A 20,669-nucleotide genomic window follows, 5' to 3' on the forward strand; every position below is an offset into this window, starting at 1 on the left:
ATACCGTATCTGGCGCTGCAAACCAGCGCCAGATGCCGAAAAACAGGGAGCTACAGCAGTTACTCGTAGCAAAGCTGGGGTTTGCGGGGAATACCGAGCGGTAGGCGCGGGTTACGCAGGAGTCTTAGGAATGGCCAGCGCACAGTGCGCCACCCTCCCCCGCCTTGCTGCCGGCTGAGATCAACGGAGAAAACCATGTCACCATTAAATTCAAGTGCGGACACCGCCGACTGCTCCCACCTTGCGCCGATCGCCGGCGGGCAGGGACTCACTGATGCTGTCCCAAACGCATGCCGGGTACGGCGGATAGAGATCAGCGGGCAGGTTTACTACCTCTACTGCCCACCGACAATCGATGCGTCCACCCGCATCCTGGTCAGCGTTCACGGCATCTCCCGCAATGCCAGGGCCCACGCCGAGGCCTTTGCCGCAATGGCGGCGCGGCTGAACTGGGTGGTGATGGCGCCGCTCTTTGGACGCGAGCAGTTTCCCGATTACCAGTGGCTGGGACTGGGACACAGAGGGAGCGGGGTCAGGGCGGACCAGGCCCTCAACACCCTGCTGGCGGACCTCACTCAGCGCACCGGCGTCGACAGCCGGCAGTTCTACCTGTTCGGCTTCTCGGGCGGGGCCCAGTTCGCCCAGCGCTATGCGCTCCTGCACCCGGAGCGGATCCATCGCCTGGCCCTGGCCTCCGCCGGCTTTTACACGTTCCCCGACTTCAGCGCTCCCTACCCCCGCGGGTTGGCGGCCAAGCGCCGCCAGCCCCAGCCCTTGTGGTTGCTGGAGGCCGCCCTGTGCGTACCCACGGCGGTGTTCGTCGGCGAGCGAGACTGCCGCCGCGACCGCGCCCTGCGAAAAGGCCCCCGGGTGGACGCCCAACAAGGCGCTCACCGGGTACAGCGGGCTGAACGCTGGGTACAGGCCATGGCCCAAGCCCTCTCCAGACGAGACCTGGAAACCCCCCTGGTATTGAAAAAACTTGCCGGTTGTCGCCACCAGTTTGACCAGTGTGTCAGCAAGGGCTCACTGAATCTGGAGGTGATGGGCTTTTTCACGCAAGCCGCCCCGTTTCGCAGCAGCGGTAAAGCAGAGCGAGACCCATCAACCCTGCTCCAGTTCATCGCCTGAGCCGAAGGCATCACTCCGCGCCTTCGGCCCCCTCGCGTCGCAACAACCAGCGCTTGCGGTCCAGCCCCCAGCGGTATCCACCCAGCCCGCCATCGCTGCGTAACACCCGGTGGCAGGGCACCAGCACCCCGATCCGGTTGGCCCCGCAGGCCGAGGCCACCGCCCGCACCGCCCGGGGACGGCCGACGGCCGACGCCAGCTCGCTATAGCTGAGCACCTGGCCCGGCTTTACCCCCAGTAGAAAGCGCCACACCATCATTTGGAGCGCCGTGCCGCGCATGTCCAAAGGCAACTCTGGACATGGCCCGTTCTGCTTCAGGTGCCGGTCCAGGGCCACTATCCAGGCCGTCAGCTCGGAGTCCTGCTCAGCCTCCGAGCGATGAATGTCGGCCTTGGGAAACTCCTCGAACAGGGCCTGGCGCAATGCCTCCGGCGAATCACCAAAATGAAGAAAACAGACGCCCCGGTCGGTTGCGGCCATCAGCGTGGGGCCCAGCGCGGTCTCCCGGCAGGCGTAACTGATGGACTCACCCTCTCCACCCCGACGATAAACCTTGGGGGGCATTCCCAGCTGCCTCGCAGACGCTCCGTAGACACGGCTGGTAGAACCAAAGCCGGCTTCGAAAATCGCCTCGGTGACCGTGTGCCCGGTCTTTAGCGCCGATTTCAACGCACCGAGGCGCACCGCATCTTGGTATACCTTGGGAGAGATGCCGAAAGCGGCTTTGAAATGACGCTGGAAGCGACCGGGCGAGAGCCCGGCCTCCTTGGCCAGCCGCTCGAGGGAAAGGCGCTCGTGCGCATGTGTCTCGATATAGCGGGCGACGCGCAGCAGGGAGGGCGGGGGCGATGCCCCCTGAGCATCCCCCTCTTGATCAGGGCTGGCGGATTGAGAAAAATGGACCATAGCAGCAGGTGTTGTATCCAATGGGCCTACTATTTTGCCTGCCTGAACACCGCAGTCCATCCGTTTCTTGCCGCGCACGCGATTACCCCGCGCCAAGCGCCGCTCCCTTTACGGCCTTCAGCATTCCAAAAACGAAAAAAACCAGCCGTTTAGACTGGGTTTTCTCTGAATGCGTGGCGGGCTGAACACGATGAACATGGGCACTGGGAAGTACAGGTACCTCTCCCTTTAAAAAAAGGGCTGTAGGCTATGACCTGACCTGCTAATCCGCAATCATGCCGAAAGACCTTTAACGAATATTTGGGTTGGCTGACTCTTACCATGCTTGACCTGGAGTCTTTCCCAACTTGCCTCTAGGTCATGAGCCTGCTGTACGATCTGATCATTCTGGCTAAATTTAATAAAGCCAAGAGTTTTCGCAGCCCAGTAGCCAACCCCTTGGTCAAACCTAACCCGCATCACGACACCAGACTTCCACTTGAGAAGTAAAAAGCGCCCATGAGGCAATCCTTTCTTGTCCTTAACGTATGCGAAGCACTTGAACCCGAGTCTTCCGAAATAAGCCTCAATGACTTTCTCTCGTTCAGCATCATCCGCCCAATCATTAAAGAAACCGGTTCCTTTTATGTGCTTACCGGTAAAACTGCCGGTACTTATTTTTATATCAGGTGAAGCCCAAACCTCTCCGCTGGCATTTCGAAGCCCCACAAAGACGGATCCAAGAACAGCAACATTCCAAGGAGAGCTCACAAAGCAGTCCGAGTACTCAATTGACTCCAATGGGTCATCTGCTTTTAACTGACTACCGATTCCAGAATGCTCGGAGCAAATCCGATCCCAAAGCCTTCGACCAAACCCCGACAGCGATCCATCCAAATCATCGGTTAGATCAATCTCAACATCGCCCGCAGCCAGCTTCTCAAAATGGTCTTTAGTTAAGAACTCATCGACAACCAGAGGGGGAACATCATCACTCTTTACAAGTAGCTCACCTTCGATTTTCCACCAGTCGGTATTCGGAACAGAAGCTTCTAGCTTCGGTGACCCAAAAGCTACACTGGTGCCATCGTTTCTGCATAACTGAGCTAACAAAGTCCCAGCTCCTGAATCGCTACATAAAGGCTGACTCCCAAAGGCTAACTTAGCGCCCAAAAGCTGAAGTACATGTAGGTCGTTTTTCTGGTCTTCATTAAGACCGTTGAACGCAGACTGAGTTAGAAATATCTCAACGCCATTACAGCGTGACAGCCAAGCAGGTAAGAGTTCTCTCACTCTCGTGCAAGAGATTTCCCAGTTCTCAGGGGCTCCAGTAAAGGGAATCTTTAAAGTGGTATCCACACTCTGCATGGCATGGAGCAATTCGGCTTCAAGGCTTTCATGACAGTATTGGGTTCCGGCCCCCAACACCATCTGTTCATCTGGAAGACCTAAAAACGGCTCTATCAAGTCGAGGTATTCCAGCGCAACATGCCGGTCAAGCTTGTCCAATATGAACCGGGTGTCATACCCCAGCAAGCAACTCTGACAAGATGTGCCGCAATTTTCTGGACAATTGAGATACCGCTTTGCAACAGAAAACATCTTGCCGATATGTTTACCAGCAGAGGTTGCAAACCCTGCACCTCCTCCACATTTGTCATACAGCACGATTGCAGAAACAGCATCTTGATCTGGAAGCGATGTTTCTTTGACTGAATACCCCATTTCATCGGCATTTACGCCAAGGGTATCCGCAAGGGCCTGTCGAAGAACAACTGCGAGGGTATAAAGAAGCGAGTTTGTACGCTTATCCTTACCCCAAAGATACCTGCCCTCATGTGGGTTTTTCAGGTAGAGCTCGAAGATGTCAGTGCGATCGACATGCCCTAAATGAAGCCCACCTTTGATGGCATACTGCTCTTCAGAACCCTCGCATACGTTTGACTCTTGATTGTCAGGTTTTCCACGCAGCCTTTTATGAGTTTTATTTGGAGCTAAATCTTTAGGATACTCCGTCGCGCTTGGCATCGAATCGGCTCTTCCACAGCGCAGGCAAACAGCAAACCCATGTCCAAACTCTCCCGAGCTATGGTAAAAAATATGCCCTTCACTATTGCTTCGAAAGACCCCTAAAGCAGGATTAGCAAGTGCTATCGTGGAACTTCCAGCAGAGAGCCAAGGGTCCTGCACAGGGATGTACTTCTGTGTCGTAACATCGTTATGTGGGCTCTCATAAAAATCGACGGCAAAACCTACAGGTTCTATATATTCTCGCTTATTCGACTCTTTAATCGTCGTGCCACAATGCTCACAACCTAACTCAGCATCACTCTTCCCAAGCAAGTTTCCTATGTGTCCACAGTGGTCACAGCGATACTCCGTATCAAGCTTTTGGGGTGAACTCCAGTTTGCGTTCGAGTCAAACCGGTTAAGAACAATTCCTGCAGACCGATAGACAACTCCATCGAGAACAACATCTGCTCCTGGCGCGTATTCTCTTATTGCGACAGGCAAATCACGAGACGGCTTACCCTGCATTCTGAGCAGATTATCATCACGACCGTGTAGCTCCTTGCTAGCCCTGTTGCTGATGTAATCAGTAATACTGAAAGGGTCGAAAGTAGCGATCCCGGTTGGAAAACCGTATCCAGGTAGAAAGGCCCTCGCTGCGAGTTCTGAAAGCAGATACTCTTGCCCCAACCTCTTTAAATCTTTTTCCACGCGCCGGCGATAAGGATCTGATTCCGATAGCGACTGTATACTTTCAAACTCTTGCGCAAGTTTTGAGTAGCTGGGAAGCCAAGCTTTAGACACTGCATTGACGTGCTCTCCCACGCGGACCAACAGGCGACTTGGCGAATACCCGCTTAACACGCTCCCAGTTACAAGTCTTTTGATTCCTGAGGCAAGACTTTCGGGTATTTTTTCTCCCTGAGCAACATGTTCAATCCACCCACAGAACTTTTCTTTCGGAGACACTTCTCCTTCTGAACCACAAAAAAACCACTCACAGGTAAGTCGTGTCGCTTCCGTATCGGAGCTTAAGAGACGCGTTTTCAGGAAATAGCCAAAGACTAGGGAATTGACGTGACGCTGTACGATCCTTGCACTGCCTAACGTGATATAGGGAGCAGGAATAGAAGTAGTAAATGGCCATAAAGGGTCTGCAAAGACACCTCTCTCATGAGGATTATCCTTGCATAGAGTGAAGGCTACAGACCTTGTTTCACCTCGGCGCCCGGCTCGACCTGCCCGCTGAAGATAATTGGCTGGATGTGGTGGTACATTGTTCATAGCCACCATTGAAATACCGCCAATATCAACGCCCATTTCCATGGTGGTCGAACAACTTAAGACATTGAGGTAGCCATCTTTGAACCGCGCAGCATAGTCTTGAAGTACAGGCTGAGGCTGTTGCGCTGAGTGTTCGGCAGCGTAAAAGAAGCTGCCTCCTTCTACTACACGATCACTTAGGTCAGACCACAGGTTTACACTGCGTAGTTCAGTAATTGGTTTCTGGTTTTGTACCCAATCTCGCGCTCGCGCAAGGCGATCTGCATCAGACGTTACGTGCGTGAGATCAGATACGTAATGGGGAATGCTTACTTTCTTACAGGATACCTCGACACCGGCAAGCTTCACCGGAAGGTAAGGTGTTACCCCCTTAAAACAGTTATCAATCAACCTGTGAGTAATGGGGCATACCCACGCCTCTTGGCAAGGGGCGAAGGCGATCGACTCACGAGATAGCTGGAACTCCAATGACCCTAGCGCTTGCTTTAGAACCCCTGCTCTTATTAACGCATCCCATGCTGACAACAAGGCCTTATTCACAAGGTCTTGGTAAATTGGTTCTTCTGCTGTTCGTCCCGTTACCTGATTGAGTATGCGAACGAGGCGATGCTCTCTTGAAACACCTCTCGCTTGTGGCCAACGAATCGCATTTTTGGATGTATTTTCCAGAGAATGCGGATGTAAAACTGTCCTTGGGCGAATAGTTATTCCTAACCAGCGCATCCAGTCAGAAGGAATATCCAGAACGGAGTTAGCCCTTAGATAGAAGTCTGCAACGACCTTCAAGAAGGTACGCCAGTCATCATCATCGAATCCAAGCTGATACCACTCATTCGATGCCGATAATGAATCCAGAGACGGGTAGCGTACAGATGCCAGTCCAAGAGTCTCCATACTGTTTTGACGCTTTGGACGCCGAGCAAACTCTCGAATTAGCAATATCTCAGCAAGGCTTTTTCTAGCCCCGTCCCCACTGAACAAGATCGGATTAACTGATTTGTAGTAGTTAAACATCCAACGAGACAAATCCTTCGATGCCTCAAGGGATAGCACCATTTCACGCCAGGGTATGGGCTTACCTTGCCCGGATTCAAGGATCTCCTTTAACTCTTCCTCAAGCTCCCGTGCCATATCAAGACACTCGCTTACCAGGTCATCATCGAGACCCTCAAACTTTTGCGCTCTATCTTTAGCCTTCTGGATTCTCTCCTTGAGCTTTTCAGTTTCTGGTGATAATTCGGTCTTTTTGCCGGACGATGTATCTGCAAGCGCTCCGTAGACCAATCCTCTTAGACGCTCCCTCTCAGCGTCCTGCTGCACTTTAGCCGCAATTCTTGCGGTTCCTTGTCGGCTATCAGTGAATGTAATTAACCTACGACCTCGTCCGGGACGCTCATTAGCTTCTTTATGATCTTGGCAGTACTCAAGCAAAGAGGGGACGGTATTACTGATATAAAAGGGAGCCCCCAACCGGCTATGTCTAAAGGGAGTTGTTTTCCTAAACCCTTCGTTCCCACAATGCAGACACTCCCACCCTTCGCCTTCCCCTGGAGGGATTATCTGTTCGATCTGTATAGAGTCTTCAGACTCTGGCGTATTTAGCTCCCGAGTTATCCGGTGAAGTGGCAAAGTGATTGTTTTATCTTGATAACAAGTCCCGCTCAGGTAAGTCACCTCTGAGAAAGAGAGCGCTGGCTCGGAGTCCTCAACCTCTTCGCTTTCAACCTGAAGGCTAAATTCATCAACATTATCCTGCTCAAACTGGACTAAGCGATGACCTTTCTCCATTCCCACGAGGTATGGAGTGTTGCAATCACTACAGAAAACGAGTTCATAAACTGGGGCGCCACAAGCGCACTCAGATTTCCGTTCTACTGTTACATTCCCGAAAGGCCAGCTCGAATCCAGCAGATCTGGGGATTTTGCATTGCAGCTTGAATCAGCACAGCACCATAGGCCGTTTACAGTTTGGTGATACAAATGTGCCCGAAGCGGTAAGAACGGCTGCTTCGACCTTTTCTCCAAGGTAGCGGAGCACAGGTCCAGCCACCTCAAAGTGTGCTCAATAGAGCTACTTCCCTGATTCGACAGTTCTCCAACAATGCTCTGAAGCTGTGTAAGAGTTTTTGGCCGCCCACTTTTTCCTAATTCATCTCTTAAGCGACTACTTACTGTATGGGCCGACAAAGCATTGAAGCGCTCTGTAGAAGAGGCCTCATCTGCATCAATCAGCCGCAACTCATGAAAACTATTTGCTTGCTTGATCTGCCCATCCAACGATGGAACATGACGACTCCCTCCGATGACGGTGACCTGACTTTCAGAAATGCCTGCGAGATCTGCAAGGTAGCGGCGCAGTTCATTGGCTCCATCTGAATCTCCGATAGTCGCTGAAGTTGCAACAAAGCGAACATCTGATGGCGAAACTCCAAAATTGTGCATCACACGTCTAAGCAGCAAAGAGAGCTCTGCTGCTTGAGAGCCGATGTAGGTATGGGCTTCATCCAAAACAATCCAGCGAAGCGCGCCTTGAGACTTCTCAATTATTGGCGCGTCTACATGCCTGACTAGCATGTACTCCAACATCGTAGCGTTAGTAACCAGGATGGGAGCGGGGCTATCTCTCATCAGTTTTCTTGAGAGAACCTCATTCTTCGTCTGGGCCTGAATGTGAGCTTTTACCTGCTCTTTTGTATTGCCGTTGTATAGGCAAAACCGCATTGCATCGCCATAGGCATGAGTCCAAGCAGTAAGACGATCCCGCTGACTATTGATGAGCGCATTCAACGGATATAGGAAAAGAGCTCGGACACCGACCAATGAAGACCCAGTAGCTTCGTACTCCCGAGCCAAGTCATTTAGAACTGGAACCATGAAGCATTCGGTCTTACCAGAGCCAGTTCCACTAGTAACGACGACAGACCTATTCGGTTCTTCAATAAGAGCTTTCCATGCCTTTAGCTGATGAACGTACGGGGACCAGCTAGATTTGAATGCATATTCTCCAGCGAGTTCTTTAGGAGGTTGATCTAGGGCATCAACGAGAGATGGTTGAAGAAGGCTGCCCTTCAAAGCGCTCATTGTGATGTCAGCTTCCGTCCATGGAAATGTGGCCTCAAAAACGGGATCTGCTAAGAATCCGGTTCTACCCGGAAGAAACTCCAACTCGTGGGAAAGGTGTTTTCTAAGACCCGGATCTGTAATCCCCAACATGCTCAATGTGGCCTGAGAGGATCGCTCTGAAAGCTGTCCGATCAACGATTCAAAATAAGGTTTAGGCATAAGAACTTCCGATTATTTCCCCATCCGCCACTTTTCGAACCAGCCGTAAGTCATGAGGTAGCCATAGATCTTGTTAAACCACTCTTCGTCAAAGCGTTTTAGCTGGCGTAACTTAAACTCCACCACGCTATGTTCCAATGAAAACGCCTGATCTGCGCCATACAAGCCTAGAGCTTGGTTTGCAGCCACGACAGGAAGCTTGATGACAGCATCCCTGTAGTCGCCACCAGATTCATCAATCAATGTTGTGAAAGAAGGCAATCCGTTAGCCGCTAGTTCGGCAATACGCCGGCCAAGCAGTTGAGGCCAATCGCTTTCAGATTGTCGTCTCATCAGATCCATTCTTGCTTCACCAATCCAAGCGAGAATGATCTGGTCCATACCCGGTAAACGGAACGCTTTGGTATCTTGAGGAAACTTCTGGAGAACTGTTCCCAGTAACAGGCCTTGCACAGCTGACATCGAATCAGAGAGTGATCCAATCTGCTTTATCTTCTTTTCGACCAGCTGATCAACAAACTCTTTGTCATCTTCGCCAAGCTGGTGAAGCTTCTGAGAACGATATGTATTCAGAGCATCTTCCCAGCAAGAAAGAGGAATAAACTCCCACATGACCGGCATCTCAGTGGAAATTTTTGCTGTGATACCCGAAGGGTTACGTACAACAAGATGAGATAGAAACAGAGGGTCACAAACAGCCTTCTGCCATACATCAAATACACATAAGGGCAGGTGATTACATTTGCTGGCCAAGGACTCTAGATAGCGCCAGCTACCATGTTCTGGGCTTTGTACCATCTGCCTAAGCACAGACAATATTAAATCACCTCGGAGCTTCGGATCAGGAATGGCAACCACTTGCTCTAAGGTATCTAGTTCTTCAATAGGGTCGCACTGATCTTCACTACGGACCCCTTTAATGCTCCACAAAAGAGGTCTGAAAGAAGTAGAGGTGTCATTAGAGGGATACACCAACCAAGCTCCTGGCGTCAGCGAGTCGACTGGCATATACCAGCCCCCTGTATGCACCCCTTCGGATAAAACAGGTTGTAGCTTAGGAAATTCGCTATCGGGTTCGCTCAGCTTGATCAGCTCAAGGCTAATTGCATCAAGCTGATCAAGCTCCTGTCCACTGTAGCCGGCGTCTTCTATTTGAACCTTGGCAAACTCGAAATCAGGAATGAGCCTCCACCGATATCGATTAATCCTCAGTTTGAGGAGCTCTCTGCCGTGACTGCTGACATACATGCAGACATGAGAATCAAGGCTACGACTGGCTGTCATCAGTTCCTGGAAAGAACTGAGCCAATCCACCAGGGAAACCTCAGCATGTCCCCCTTCTACCGTGCGGTCGTAATTAACGTATACATCTCTTCCGTCGGTCAAACCCGAATCGCACAGTTCCATTCGAAACTTGAACGCAGTTTGGGCATGGCTTGGAGAGAAGAGGTGAAGTCGATAACCGAACAATTCCTCCAGATAAAGTTCGGGAGCTTTACCTAACCGTTGGAAGTCAGGTGAAACTAAATAAGCTCCTCTTGATGGGTATGGATAAGAAAAGCGCACAGTTTGGACTTGCCGCTCAAATGACAACGTCACATCCAGTAGTGCCGGTGGGTGCTGATCGGCTAAGACATGTACATTTAGATCACCATTTGGTTCCTGCTGCTGACTGGTGGATACCCCTTCAGCACTACAAGCAACCTCAACCCCACGTAATCCATGGAACTTAATACTACCGGAAGAGGCCTCCTCTGAAGGGTAAGATGACAGGTCAAAGTACTCGCTTAGGATGCCAACTTGCTTGCGCATGAGTACATCACCCTGACCATTCATCAACTTCAGATGATAGACACCAGGAGCCATTGCACTTACGGGTCGCCACCCTTCAGAAGTCCCGATCCTCTTCGCCAATAGCTGCTCGATACCCGCCATGGAAGAGGTATTCGTTATAGTGTTAAATGTTCTGACCTTTGGGGCTCCAAGCCAGCACTGGCGAGGAGATGAAATGAATGGGAAACGCTTACCTACCAACTCATAATGGAGGTAGTTTTCTTGCTCTGAGCCAGTCTTAATCCTGTACTGTTCGCCATCACCACCATGGCAAACTAGCTCGCCAGAGAACTGAAGCAGCGATCCTTGGAAACCGTCCAACTCCAAATAACCGATTCGCCGAACATCAGCATCAATGTCAGGCTGTATGTTTTCAGGAAGATATATCAGTGCTTCTGATGATTTGATTGTCTGGCTAGCCTGGCCAGTGAACAACCACTCTTCGTTCTTTTCCTCAAACAACCAAGGAGAGAGTTGATCCAACGCTTCAGCACACGAGATGGGAATGCGAGATACTACCTCTCCTCGTAATCTTAGCTCGGCCCAAAATTCATATGTGGCCTCGATACCACTGCACGAGAACGCTCTTTGCAGTAACTTCACACAGCGCTGACCTGAGTTTTCTGTGAGATAAGCAGCACCAATGTGCTGTGACCAGCCATCTGAACGAAGCAAGACTAAATCAGAGCGTGCAGGGAACGACCCACCTGTGGCTAACTCCATATCTTCCAGCGCAATGTATTGCGGGCTAGACACGTACGCCCCAAGAGTGAACCGCTGATCATCAGCAGCAATAACTTTCCTTTCCAAAAGAAGATGACTTTTCTTTCCCGCCTTCGCAGATGCGGCACCCTTAATCAGGCGAGACAAGAGCTCTCGACCACTCTCATCATCTAAGGGCAGAGGGAAGTGGTCACGCCAATTGGGTTGCGACTGATCTAGCCAAGCCACGGGGCTTTGCTTGTCATCCAGCGAGTACTCGGATCTAAAGAAAGCTAAGAGCTCAACTATTTCTTTGAGGATTTGATAGAGAGATTCATTTTGATAAGAAACGGGGATGTAAGCCTCACTCAACTGGATTACAAGCAGAGGATCGACACCGCTCTCTACATGCCGAGTAATTGCTCCTTTGAGCACTCGCTCCAACCAGCCTCCGGAAGTAGCCAGGTGCTTAAGCGGGAGCCCGCCTTCTGTCGCTATAGTGCCTAGAATATTGCGACCGTGCTCTCCTCTTCGAACTTTGCGCCCCCATAAACGAAGCCCCTCTTCAACTAACTCACTACGCTGGGAGGGGGAAATCTCGTCGATTTCGATTTCGAATGACCGAAAAATCCCTTCCCACGAAAAGCTATGACCATCGTACTCACGACGCCACCATTCTGAGGCATATGCGACAAATACTGCAGGTAAGTGGGGCAACTGCTTTGAAGCCATGCCAAAGCCAAGCAGACCAGCGTTGCGAAGTAACTTCCGAGCAGCTTCATATTCAGAGTCGGAAATGCGCCAACGATAGATTGGCTTCGAAAGCTGCTGGATTTCATAGAGAGGATTGGAGGTTATGCCGCTGCGCTCACAAACGGCCTTCATCCAAGAAATAGGGCTAGATTCGCGCTCCTTGCTCATAACACTGCTCCTTTATATGCGGCTGGTAGATCTCGTGGCTTAGCCGCTCGACCAACAGTATCAATCAAGAACAAAAATGCAATGCACTAAGTCAAAAGGCCTCCAAACGCCTAAACAGGGTGCTCCTTGCTGTAGCAATCACCTGCCCATTGGTCTTTGAAGACAGCTGGTCCAGAGGCTTTTCACCCAGAAAGAACTTAATACGCTCAGCATTGGCACCAGAAGGGTGAGGGAGCCCTGACAAAATTCGTCGCTCATCAATAGTCCCTTTCGCCGCAACGTACTCCAGTGCCTCAGTCACCTTATCACCAAGGGGAACCAAAATGGTTTCTCTTGGCATGGCAGCCAGATCTTTGGCCAAAAGAAGGTCAACTTGAGCCCGCAGATCCGAATGCCTCAGCATGGAGGGAGCGCCACTGTAATTCTTTCCGGACTTGAACACCGGGTACCGAAGCGCCGAAGTGGTGTGCAGCAGATGCCTGTGAGATCCAAAAAGATCAGAACAACTTTCGATCCCCAGATGCACATTGATGCCAACAAAGTCCAACATCCTAATTAAATTACTGCGCATGCTTCCAGCGAAACTAGCCGTTTGCTTCGCCGCTAGCAGAGCCGCATCAACCGACTCTCCTGCTCTGATGGTCTCGCCTGCGACTTGCAAAGCAATCAGTGCCTGCTGAAGCCCGGGAGTTATTCCACAGATAACGATACGCGCCTCTGGGTTAACGTATTCAAAAGGAGCGTAGAACGTCTCAATTTGACCACTTGAACTCAGTTTGAGCTCTTCAGGCAGACGGCTTGCACATCGAAAGTCTGTTTCGGCGATGAACTCCAAGAAGTTCTGAATACCAAGATCAAACACTGCGTTCACCTCCTATGACTTTGACCGACGAAAGCTAGTGGTGCGGCTGCCTAGCTCGTATGCAAAAGCCTCCATTCCTACCGATGACTTTGCAACACTCACACACTTATCTGCGGTTAGGCCGAAATCCGTACCTGCAGTAAACGCATCGACACCAGCACCAATAAACACAAACTCCCAACCATCGCCTTCTTTCTGCTTGATCAGCTCTTTTATCTGCTTTGCAGAATACTCCTGGCTGGCATTTTCATATCCATCGGTCTGGATCAAACAGATTGTTTGCCTATCTGTTTTTGCGCTTGAAATGGTACGGCCAATCGCATCATAAAGGGCTGTCATTCCACGCGGTTCTACTGCACTTCTGTTCAGCGATGGAACATCCGAAATTTTTACCCGCTTGAGAATGAGTTCATACCTGTCGTCAAATGCAGCCAAGGTCAGCTTGGCCTTTCCTGGCAGCTGCTTTTGTTGCTCAACAAAGTGATTAAAGGCAGCGATAGCCTCATCCATGATCGACCCCATAGAACCTGATCGATCCAACACACACAAGATTTCAATTGGCTTGGCCATCTTAAACCTCATTGCAGGTCAGCCTGCGCAAGAATTAATTTTGGATGAGCCGTCCATGGCCCGATTACTTCCCTATCCCTAACAGCCATCCTTTGGCCCACACTCTTCCCTCGCCCAAGAACTCCTTTCAAGGGCATACATGAGTCAGTGCATATGGCGGTGTTTTCGCTTAGTCGGGCGAATAGCCCTTAGATCGTGATTTCGATATGCCGTTAGAACGGTGGAGTGATCACTACTGGTGACCACTTGTATGCCATTTAGCTCGGGATCGAGCTCGCCAAAACGAGCTATCTCTTTCCGGCCGATAACATGAAATACCGCCCGCCGAGCATGAATCTTACGTCCATAGAGAAGTGCTAGTTCAATCTGACGTTCACATAAGCCACGCTGATGCATCCGAACGGATGCATGGCTTGTGATCTCATGCTCTTGAAGGGGGAGCTGACTATCTAGGAGTGTTGGCTGTTTCATGGCTGCAATCCTCTCTACATTTGATGTAGATATTGCAGCCCTAATGCCAACTTTTGTTTTGCTTTAAAAACAATATATTATGCGAAATGCAAAGCAGCGAAACCGGAGGGTTAGGTAAAATAAGCTCAGAATAGTAATTTTTTTTACATCTTCTAGATCCCCACCCAACCAGGCCCGCCACTTCTAATATTACGTATTACAGACTGGATCTCGGCTTCGCTAATTCCTTGGCGCCGCTCTCGGTCCGAGAAGTAATCCTTTCCTAGCTGAGTGAGACGATAACCATCTCCAAACCGCTCGATGCGCCCAGCGGATAGGTGGCCAGAAAAATTTCCAAGGAACCTTTTCAATGGGAAGACTTCACCACGATTCATTCCCGTCGCTCGCAAGATCGCCGCGAAGTAAACCGCAAGTGCACGGCCATTAGGCGTCGTTTGCATTTTGTGTAAACTGACTATCGAAACATTGCTGACGGAAGGAGAGCTTGACCTAGCTTTCTCCACTACCAAATGCTGGCTACTCAACTCGGCGTTTGCTGAAGCTGGTTGAAGCTCCTCGACAGATTTAGCTGGGCTACTACTCTCTTCGACTAGTTTCTCAGCTGTTGCATGCACCCTTGGCAAGTATCCGCGTTTCATCAAAGCAACTAAGGATGGAGGGGTGAGAACCTTAACCACCTTTGAGCCAGCAATAGTCCGCGTTTCTGCATAACCGTCGTGAGACCAGCGATGAAAGCAACCTTTCCACAGCAACCAGGTAGATAGGTCCCCAGAGTCAGATACAATAAAAACCCCTTCCGGAAGATCCTTGACCTCCGCTTCCCATAGTCGCCTAGAGCCACCTATGGAGCTTCGATCTTCATGCAACGCTTTATCGATATCCTCCAATGAATACGATTCAGTGGGGCGTTCGGCACTCCATGCTTGCCTGAACTCATTGAGCCTGTTGCGCTCGCAAGTACCGCAAGGACGATGCCCCGCAGCAAGGGCTGTAGCTTCATCCAAGAAGAAAAGCTCTGTGTACTGCCCGGGTGACATGACCTGCCGTTGCCGGCCGGCGTAGTCGAGCTTGCAGCTTATCCAGGCTTTGCGTGAGTAAGAACGAACAATGTTTCCGCGACTATCGTGCAAATTGCCACGGTTACCCATGACTGTTCCCCTGGCATCCACCGCAACAATCTCGCCATGGGGCGTTACTCTATTTTGCTTCGGCACCTGCGTTCCCTCACCAAAACCAACTGCTGGTTAATCCATGCGTAAAATTCTTCGAGCTTTCGGATGCCCCAGTCTCGCGGCCTTTTTTAGCCACTCATCACCCTGTCGACGGTCATATTCCGTTTGCGAAGAAGCCAAAGCCAATGCAACCATTGCTTCCGCACTCCCCTGACCCGCAGCTTTCTCCAATAAAGCTCTCATTTTTGCAATATTTCTTCGACGCCCAAATGCTTTTGCTTCCTCTATAAGAGGCTGACACAGTTCGTCGGCAGCATAGCGATCACCAAGCTCTGAAGCCTTACTTAAGCAACGCTTGTACTCATCCTTACGCCCTCGCTCTCGGTGATTAATCCCCTTCAGCGAGAAAGTTTGTCCGTGAGCACGATCTAATTCGGCGCCGTGCTTACCCAGAGACTGCTCACGTGCATAAAAAGACGCGCTCCAATACTCCAACTCGTCTGACCGGCGATCCAGCATATCGCCATCAGGCGCAGGCAACCCATGAAGTCTTGAATATGATGATGCTGCCGGTGGAAGCCCCCTGAAACGAGTCACTCTATCGTCAGGCAAGATTTTATAGTTGGTTCTTAGCCACTGTTCACATGCCCACTGCCAACAAACAGCATGATCATGAACCCCATCTTGATGAGCATTTCGAAACCTCTCTAGCGATGCGGGATTGCTCCTCAAGAGTAGATTGACGTTGCGTGTGTTTTTGAGAAACACCCGTATCTCACTGGCCACATCCCTTAACACTTCCAAAATCAGCACATGCTCAAACTCAAAAACTACCGCCTCACTCCCTCCTTGTTCTTCAAACCGCTCCAACCAGTCTGCTGTCTGAATAAACATCGGCAACTTTTGGTAGGTATCGCCAGGTACTAAAATACGCAACGATAGAATCCGAGACTCGTAATGCGCCCAGAAAAGGCTCCTGCTTTTGATCTGTTTCAAACCATGCTCATCTAACCTAAGCGCGTTTGATATAGTCGAATCTCGCAATAGATCTACCAGCTTCCTAAAGTAATGGAAGTCTGAAATCGTTATCAGCTCGCGAAGAGCACTATGAGAAGATTCCGATAACTCAAACCAATACCCCTCGTCGTGTCGTGGATGGCAGTTCTCATCTAACCACTCCAAGACGTAAGGCACCTTCTGGACATCCCCCTGCCGCTTGCTAAGCAAGACTTCAAGCATCGCAACTGAAAGGGACCTATCAGTTTCCTTCAGCATGTACAGGCACCACCCTGCTCGCGAAGACAGGTCAAGCTCTTCGAACAAGCGAGGCAAACTGTTCATCGTCTCCTGCTTCAGCCTGGTGCACCTGGGTAGCCGGTATCGACTAAAAAACTCTTCTACTGAAAGGTCTGCAGTGGCAACAAGCCCAGCAATTGCCAAAAAGTCTTCATGCTTTGAGTGCAATACGATATCAAGCAACTCTTTTTGCCTACCAAGCACTGAGTCACTTAACAAATGGAGGTGTTCAAGCAATATCGGAGGGAAGAGAGTACCGGACCCGTCTATAGTCAGCGCGGCCCTAAAGAGCGCCAACTGCGTTAACGAGTTGTCTTTCGCGATTGCCCTGAAAATCTTTGCGCTAGTCCTAGCGATGTCTTGATCGGAATGTACCGCATCCCATGCAGCTTTATGATCTAGTAGGTGAACCCAATCCAAAATTGATATCAGTTCATCTTGCCCTGAATCTAACAACAGCAGAATTTCACTGACCGTTTTGGGAGGAAAGGTGCTGATATCTAACCCAGCCTTCCAAGGCTTCTCCTCTATTCCCTTAGCAAGTCTTTGCATCTTCCTAGGAGGCTTTAAAGTAGGAGGGGAAAAAACAACCCCCATATCCGTACTAGGCATGTTCAAAGCCCCCGCTGTTCCATAAACCAGCGCAGGAAACGATCACTCTTGAATTGGAAGCGAAATATCACTTTTCGATCACTTGAGTTATCGACCTCCTGATCGGCCTCTGACTCCCCACGGCCAGCAACCAGCATACGTTCACGAAAGCCCTTTTTGCCTGCAAATGACAAGTCCGAAACAGCTCGGGAAACACTATTTGCTCGGTCAAGACTTAGCTTCATGTTGTGATCCCAGCTACCAGTCGAGCTGGTGTGACCTTCAATCACCACATGCTGAATCTGTTGCGCTATCTGCTCAGTTGAAAAGATCGCTTTGCTGTACACGGGAACGAACAGCTCCAAAAACTGCAGCCCCTCTGGCTTAAGTTCAGCACTATCCAAATCAAATAGCACCGAATCGAGAATACTGATATCTCCAGTTTGTGGGTCTACCTGAGCGTTGATTCCTTTCTCCGCCAGGGTTTCCTGAAGTGATTGAATGATGACGATCCGGCTGTTCTTAGCCTTCTCGGCTGCTTCCGTTAACTGCAAAAGAGCAAGTATCAGCAAAAGAGCGAAAATCATCAGCAGGCCGGACATCAAATCGCCGATAGATAACCAAGCTCCCGTTTCATCAATATCTGTTTCTGGGTAATTCAACTCATGCCGCTGCATTAGCTCACCTTTTCTTCAATGAGCTGCATTTCGATCTGCTGCATTGCTGTGACCAACAAATTCGCAGCATCGGCCAGTTTTCCGTGCACTTGGGCTGCAGCTTCATCAAAGTTATCAAAGAAGCGCTCGTTACTGACTTTGGCTTTCTCAAAGTAGCCGTTCATTGCCTCAGGCATCTGCTCGGTCATTCTATTAAAGCGGGTTGCAGCCTCTTCATAGGAACGCCGGAGCATACCCACCTGAGCACTGATGGCTTTGGAGGCATCCTCCAACTGACTGAAGGCGCCCGCCTTGTTCATCCCGACCGCTTCAATCAGTTCCTCTACCAAAGAAACCCCTTCCTTAAGCTGAGTATGCTGTTGGTCGATCGCCAGATACTGCTGCCTTCTGATCTCATTCTCTTCTTTGAATGCGGATCGGAAGTCCTCAACAACACCAGCTAACCCTTCACGCTGCTCGCCTAGCGTTTTTTCAAGAAGGTTGGCCTGCTTATCGAAGAAGCCCGTCAGATTCTGCTGATATTCAAGCCGGAAACGCTCAAGCTCTTGTTGCACGACTGAAGACATAGATTTCACTTTGTCATCGATGTTGCTCAGGCCATCCTGTAGGTTCTTCTTGGCCTCGTTCATGAGCGCACTAGACTCCCGGCCGACGTTCTTCAAACTTTCATTCTGTTCGGCAAAGGCGCTAGCGGCCCGAGTCGCACTTTCTTCAAACGCTCCGCGTTGAGCATTCATCCCTTCAATCGAGTTATCCAAAGCATGCTGAATCTCTTCCGCCACTCGATTAAGGGCACCTTCCGTATCATCTTTAAACTGCGAAAGTATGGTTCGCAGCGATTCGGCAAACTGTTGCAGCTTGGTCAAAGTATCCATCTGGAATTGATTCAGCGTGCCAGTGGTAGACTCCAGCCCATTCATCATGTCATCCAGTTTCTCTGACAAACGATCCAAAGAAGCCGATGAGCTCTCGACTACCCCACACATTGCGCTCGTTTGCTGTGATATCTCACGCGACTGCTCTGCAAATGGCTCCACAACCTCAGATCGTAGCGAGGTGACTATTAGGTCAACCACTTGCTTAGCGCTCTGAATCTTGATGTCTCTGAGTTCCTTAATGTTCTCGCTGATGGAGGCAAGATGAGGGGCTATCTCTTTCTCAACACTTTGCGAAACAGCTTTCGATACCGAGTTAGCAATCGTGTCAGAATCAAACCGATTGAATACATCACCAAGATCGGACACCACCGATGCCAGCTGATGATTTGACTGAATCGTGGCATCGGCGGCAGCGAGCTGCCGTGAAAGCAGATCTTTCTGGTTAGCTGGATTAAGTTTGTGAAGAAGCGCTACCGGGGACTGAGCGATGCAAAGCTGCTGAAAATCTAATGACAAACTGCGGTGCCGCATTTCTCTTCCCTTGCTCAACGCCGCATGCCAGGCCATGAACAAAATGGATCCAAGCAGGCCCGCCAGGGAGGTATAGAACGCAGTTTTCATCCCCTCCAACAGCTTTGTTGCAGAGTTCATCAACTCTGTTGATCCGCTGCCCGTGGACTGGAAATCGGCTAGGCCAAGGGATATCCCTAGAAAAGTTCCTAATACCCCAATTGTTGTGAGCAGGGCCGGAACGAATCGATACGGAGAAGTAGGCTGATGGGGTACTAGTGTTGTGGTGGGTACTGTCACCATGTAGTGATCATTGCTTTTCGCCAGCCGAATAGCATTACTGGAATCTGACAGCTCTAGTGATTCTTCAATCACAAAAAACTGGTGAAGCAACGCTTTTAGTTTTGTCGATAAAGAGGCGAGATCAACATCTATATTTCCGCCTTGCAGCATGGCTCTCAGCTCTTTCCACGCGACAAGACCTTTTCGGTACCTAGTTGACAGCCTCAGCTCAGCGACAACGAAGAACAGAAGTGTTGCGGCAATCGCTATATAGAATCCATTAGTCAGCTCATTGGCGAAAATAGTCTCAAACGTCATATCTGTTTCCCTGCTTCACAAGCTCAGACAGCTCAGCCTGAGAAAAAAGCTCTTCAGCCAAACGCACCGGCAAGTGCTCAGCATCGTTACGTGTCATGTTATTTGGAAGACGGACGGGCTCTATCAAGCGAACGCTGTAGAGAGGTTCACCCTCCGTGTTGTCATGATCAGCCTTGAGGTAAACGGATGATCGGTGATCTCTGATAAGGCGAGCCTGCAAGGAAGACTTCCGTTTTCGAAGCATCAACGCGGTAGGTGACTCTTCCCCCCAGCGCTCTCTGGCTTGCTTCCATGCCCTGTTTACTGAGGTGATTTGGTAAATGAGAGATGTATATTCCCGCATCGGGCATCCTTGCTTATCAAGCAATTAGTCAGCTGGGCGAGGGCCTTCTGTCCGCAGCCAGCCAAGGTCAATTTCTAATGTTTCGTAGTTTTTGGTGCACTGTGATGAGCGTGATGCATTCTGATCCCATATCCTTTTGCGCACTACCAGCACATCACCTTGCACCGTACCGCTTTCAAAGCAAGGCATCCAGGATTGAGATATTTTTTCCAAGATTCTGGCTCGCCCTTTTTCAACCGTAAGAAAGTCATAATCGACTTCCTTTTCGTAAAGCCGATAGAGCCCTACATAACCACCATGAAACAGAGCAAAAGCATCATTACCGATCTTGCCTAAAACTCGATAACCAAAATAGGAATGACCGTCTGTCGGGTCATCGTAAAAATAAAGAGTTCCGTCTTCATCGACCTTTGCATCCGCACCCTCAAAAGCCTGATTGCTATCCTGGCATGTATCGACGATCAATGACTTCAAAATGATATCGCTATCACTAATCCAGGTTTGAAGCAGCGCAACACACTTGGGAACCTACGATTAAGTCCCATCTCCTGAGCTACTCCGCTGCTCAAGCCGCATTTGCGGCGTAATAACCCGGTTTTTGATCATTTCACACCGCCTGCATGCCCGTTTTCCGGCAAGCAGACGGAGCT

General features: G+C 50.2%; 11 protein-coding genes. 1 reads left to right on the forward strand and 10 read right to left on the reverse strand.

All coding sequences use genetic code 11. The features are described from left to right. Positions 1-195 precede the first annotated feature (195 nt). Entirely contained in the window at positions 196-1,131 is a 936-nt protein-coding gene (locus tag JGZ97_RS17595; RefSeq protein ID WP_207064017.1) for an alpha/beta fold hydrolase, read from the forward strand. Between the two features lie 10 nt (positions 1,132-1,141). Here the strand turns inward: JGZ97_RS17595 and JGZ97_RS17600 are convergent, their stop codons facing one another. The 10 genes from JGZ97_RS17600 to JGZ97_RS17650 all read right to left on the reverse strand — a co-directional run bounded on the left by JGZ97_RS17600 (position 1,142) and on the right by JGZ97_RS17650 (position 20,493). Beyond that, positions 1,142-2,038 carry a bifunctional transcriptional activator/DNA repair enzyme AdaA gene (locus JGZ97_RS17600; RefSeq protein ID WP_207064018.1) on the reverse strand — a complete coding sequence of 299 codons (897 nt, stop codon included), beginning with the start codon at positions 2,036-2,038 and terminating at the stop codon, positions 1,142-1,144. Positions 2,039-2,311: 273 nt separating this feature from the next. Beyond that, the gene (locus JGZ97_RS17605; RefSeq protein WP_207064019.1) at positions 2,312-8,593 is read right to left on the reverse strand and encodes a DEAD/DEAH box helicase; all 6,282 of its coding nucleotides are present in this window, start codon (positions 8,591-8,593) and stop codon (positions 2,312-2,314) included. 12 nt (positions 8,594-8,605) lie between these two features. Then, positions 8,606-12,049, reverse strand: a complete 3,444-nt coding sequence (locus tag JGZ97_RS17610) for an STY4851/ECs_5259 family protein (protein ID WP_207064020.1) — start codon at positions 12,047-12,049, stop codon at positions 8,606-8,608. 91 nt (positions 12,050-12,140) lie between these two features. Further along, on the reverse strand, positions 12,141-12,911 hold the full coding sequence (locus tag JGZ97_RS17615) for a hypothetical protein (RefSeq protein ID WP_207064021.1): 771 nt from the start codon (positions 12,909-12,911) through the stop codon (positions 12,141-12,143). 12 nt (positions 12,912-12,923) lie between these two features. After that, positions 12,924-13,481 carry a vWA domain-containing protein gene (locus JGZ97_RS17620; protein ID WP_207064022.1) on the reverse strand — a complete coding sequence of 186 codons (558 nt, stop codon included), beginning with the start codon at positions 13,479-13,481 and terminating at the stop codon, positions 12,924-12,926. Positions 13,482-14,104: 623 nt separating this feature from the next. Continuing rightward, the gene (locus JGZ97_RS17630; RefSeq protein ID WP_207064024.1) at positions 14,105-15,166 is read right to left on the reverse strand and encodes a hypothetical protein; all 1,062 of its coding nucleotides are present in this window, start codon (positions 15,164-15,166) and stop codon (positions 14,105-14,107) included. 30 nt (positions 15,167-15,196) lie between these two features. After that, a complete protein-coding gene (locus JGZ97_RS17635; RefSeq protein ID WP_207064025.1) occupies positions 15,197-16,972 on the reverse strand; it encodes a tetratricopeptide repeat protein in 1,776 nt (591 codons plus the stop codon). Positions 16,973-17,034: 62 nt separating this feature from the next. Next, entirely contained in the window at positions 17,035-17,688 is a 654-nt protein-coding gene (locus JGZ97_RS17640) for an OmpA family protein (protein ID WP_207064026.1), read from the reverse strand. Further along, positions 17,688-19,676 carry a MotA/TolQ/ExbB proton channel family protein gene (locus JGZ97_RS17645; RefSeq protein WP_207064027.1) on the reverse strand — a complete coding sequence of 663 codons (1,989 nt, stop codon included), beginning with the start codon at positions 19,674-19,676 and terminating at the stop codon, positions 17,688-17,690. Before JGZ97_RS17645 ends, JGZ97_RS17640 begins: the two co-directional genes overlap by 1 nt. A gap of 367 nt (positions 19,677-20,043) precedes the next feature. Further along, a complete protein-coding gene (locus JGZ97_RS17650) occupies positions 20,044-20,493 on the reverse strand; it encodes a hypothetical protein (protein WP_207064028.1) in 450 nt (149 codons plus the stop codon). Positions 20,494-20,669 lie beyond the last annotated feature (176 nt).

Origin of the sequence: Motiliproteus sp. SC1-56, from assembly GCF_017309075.1 — a bacterium.
Taxonomy (GTDB): Bacteria; Pseudomonadota; Gammaproteobacteria; order Pseudomonadales; family Balneatricaceae; genus Motiliproteus.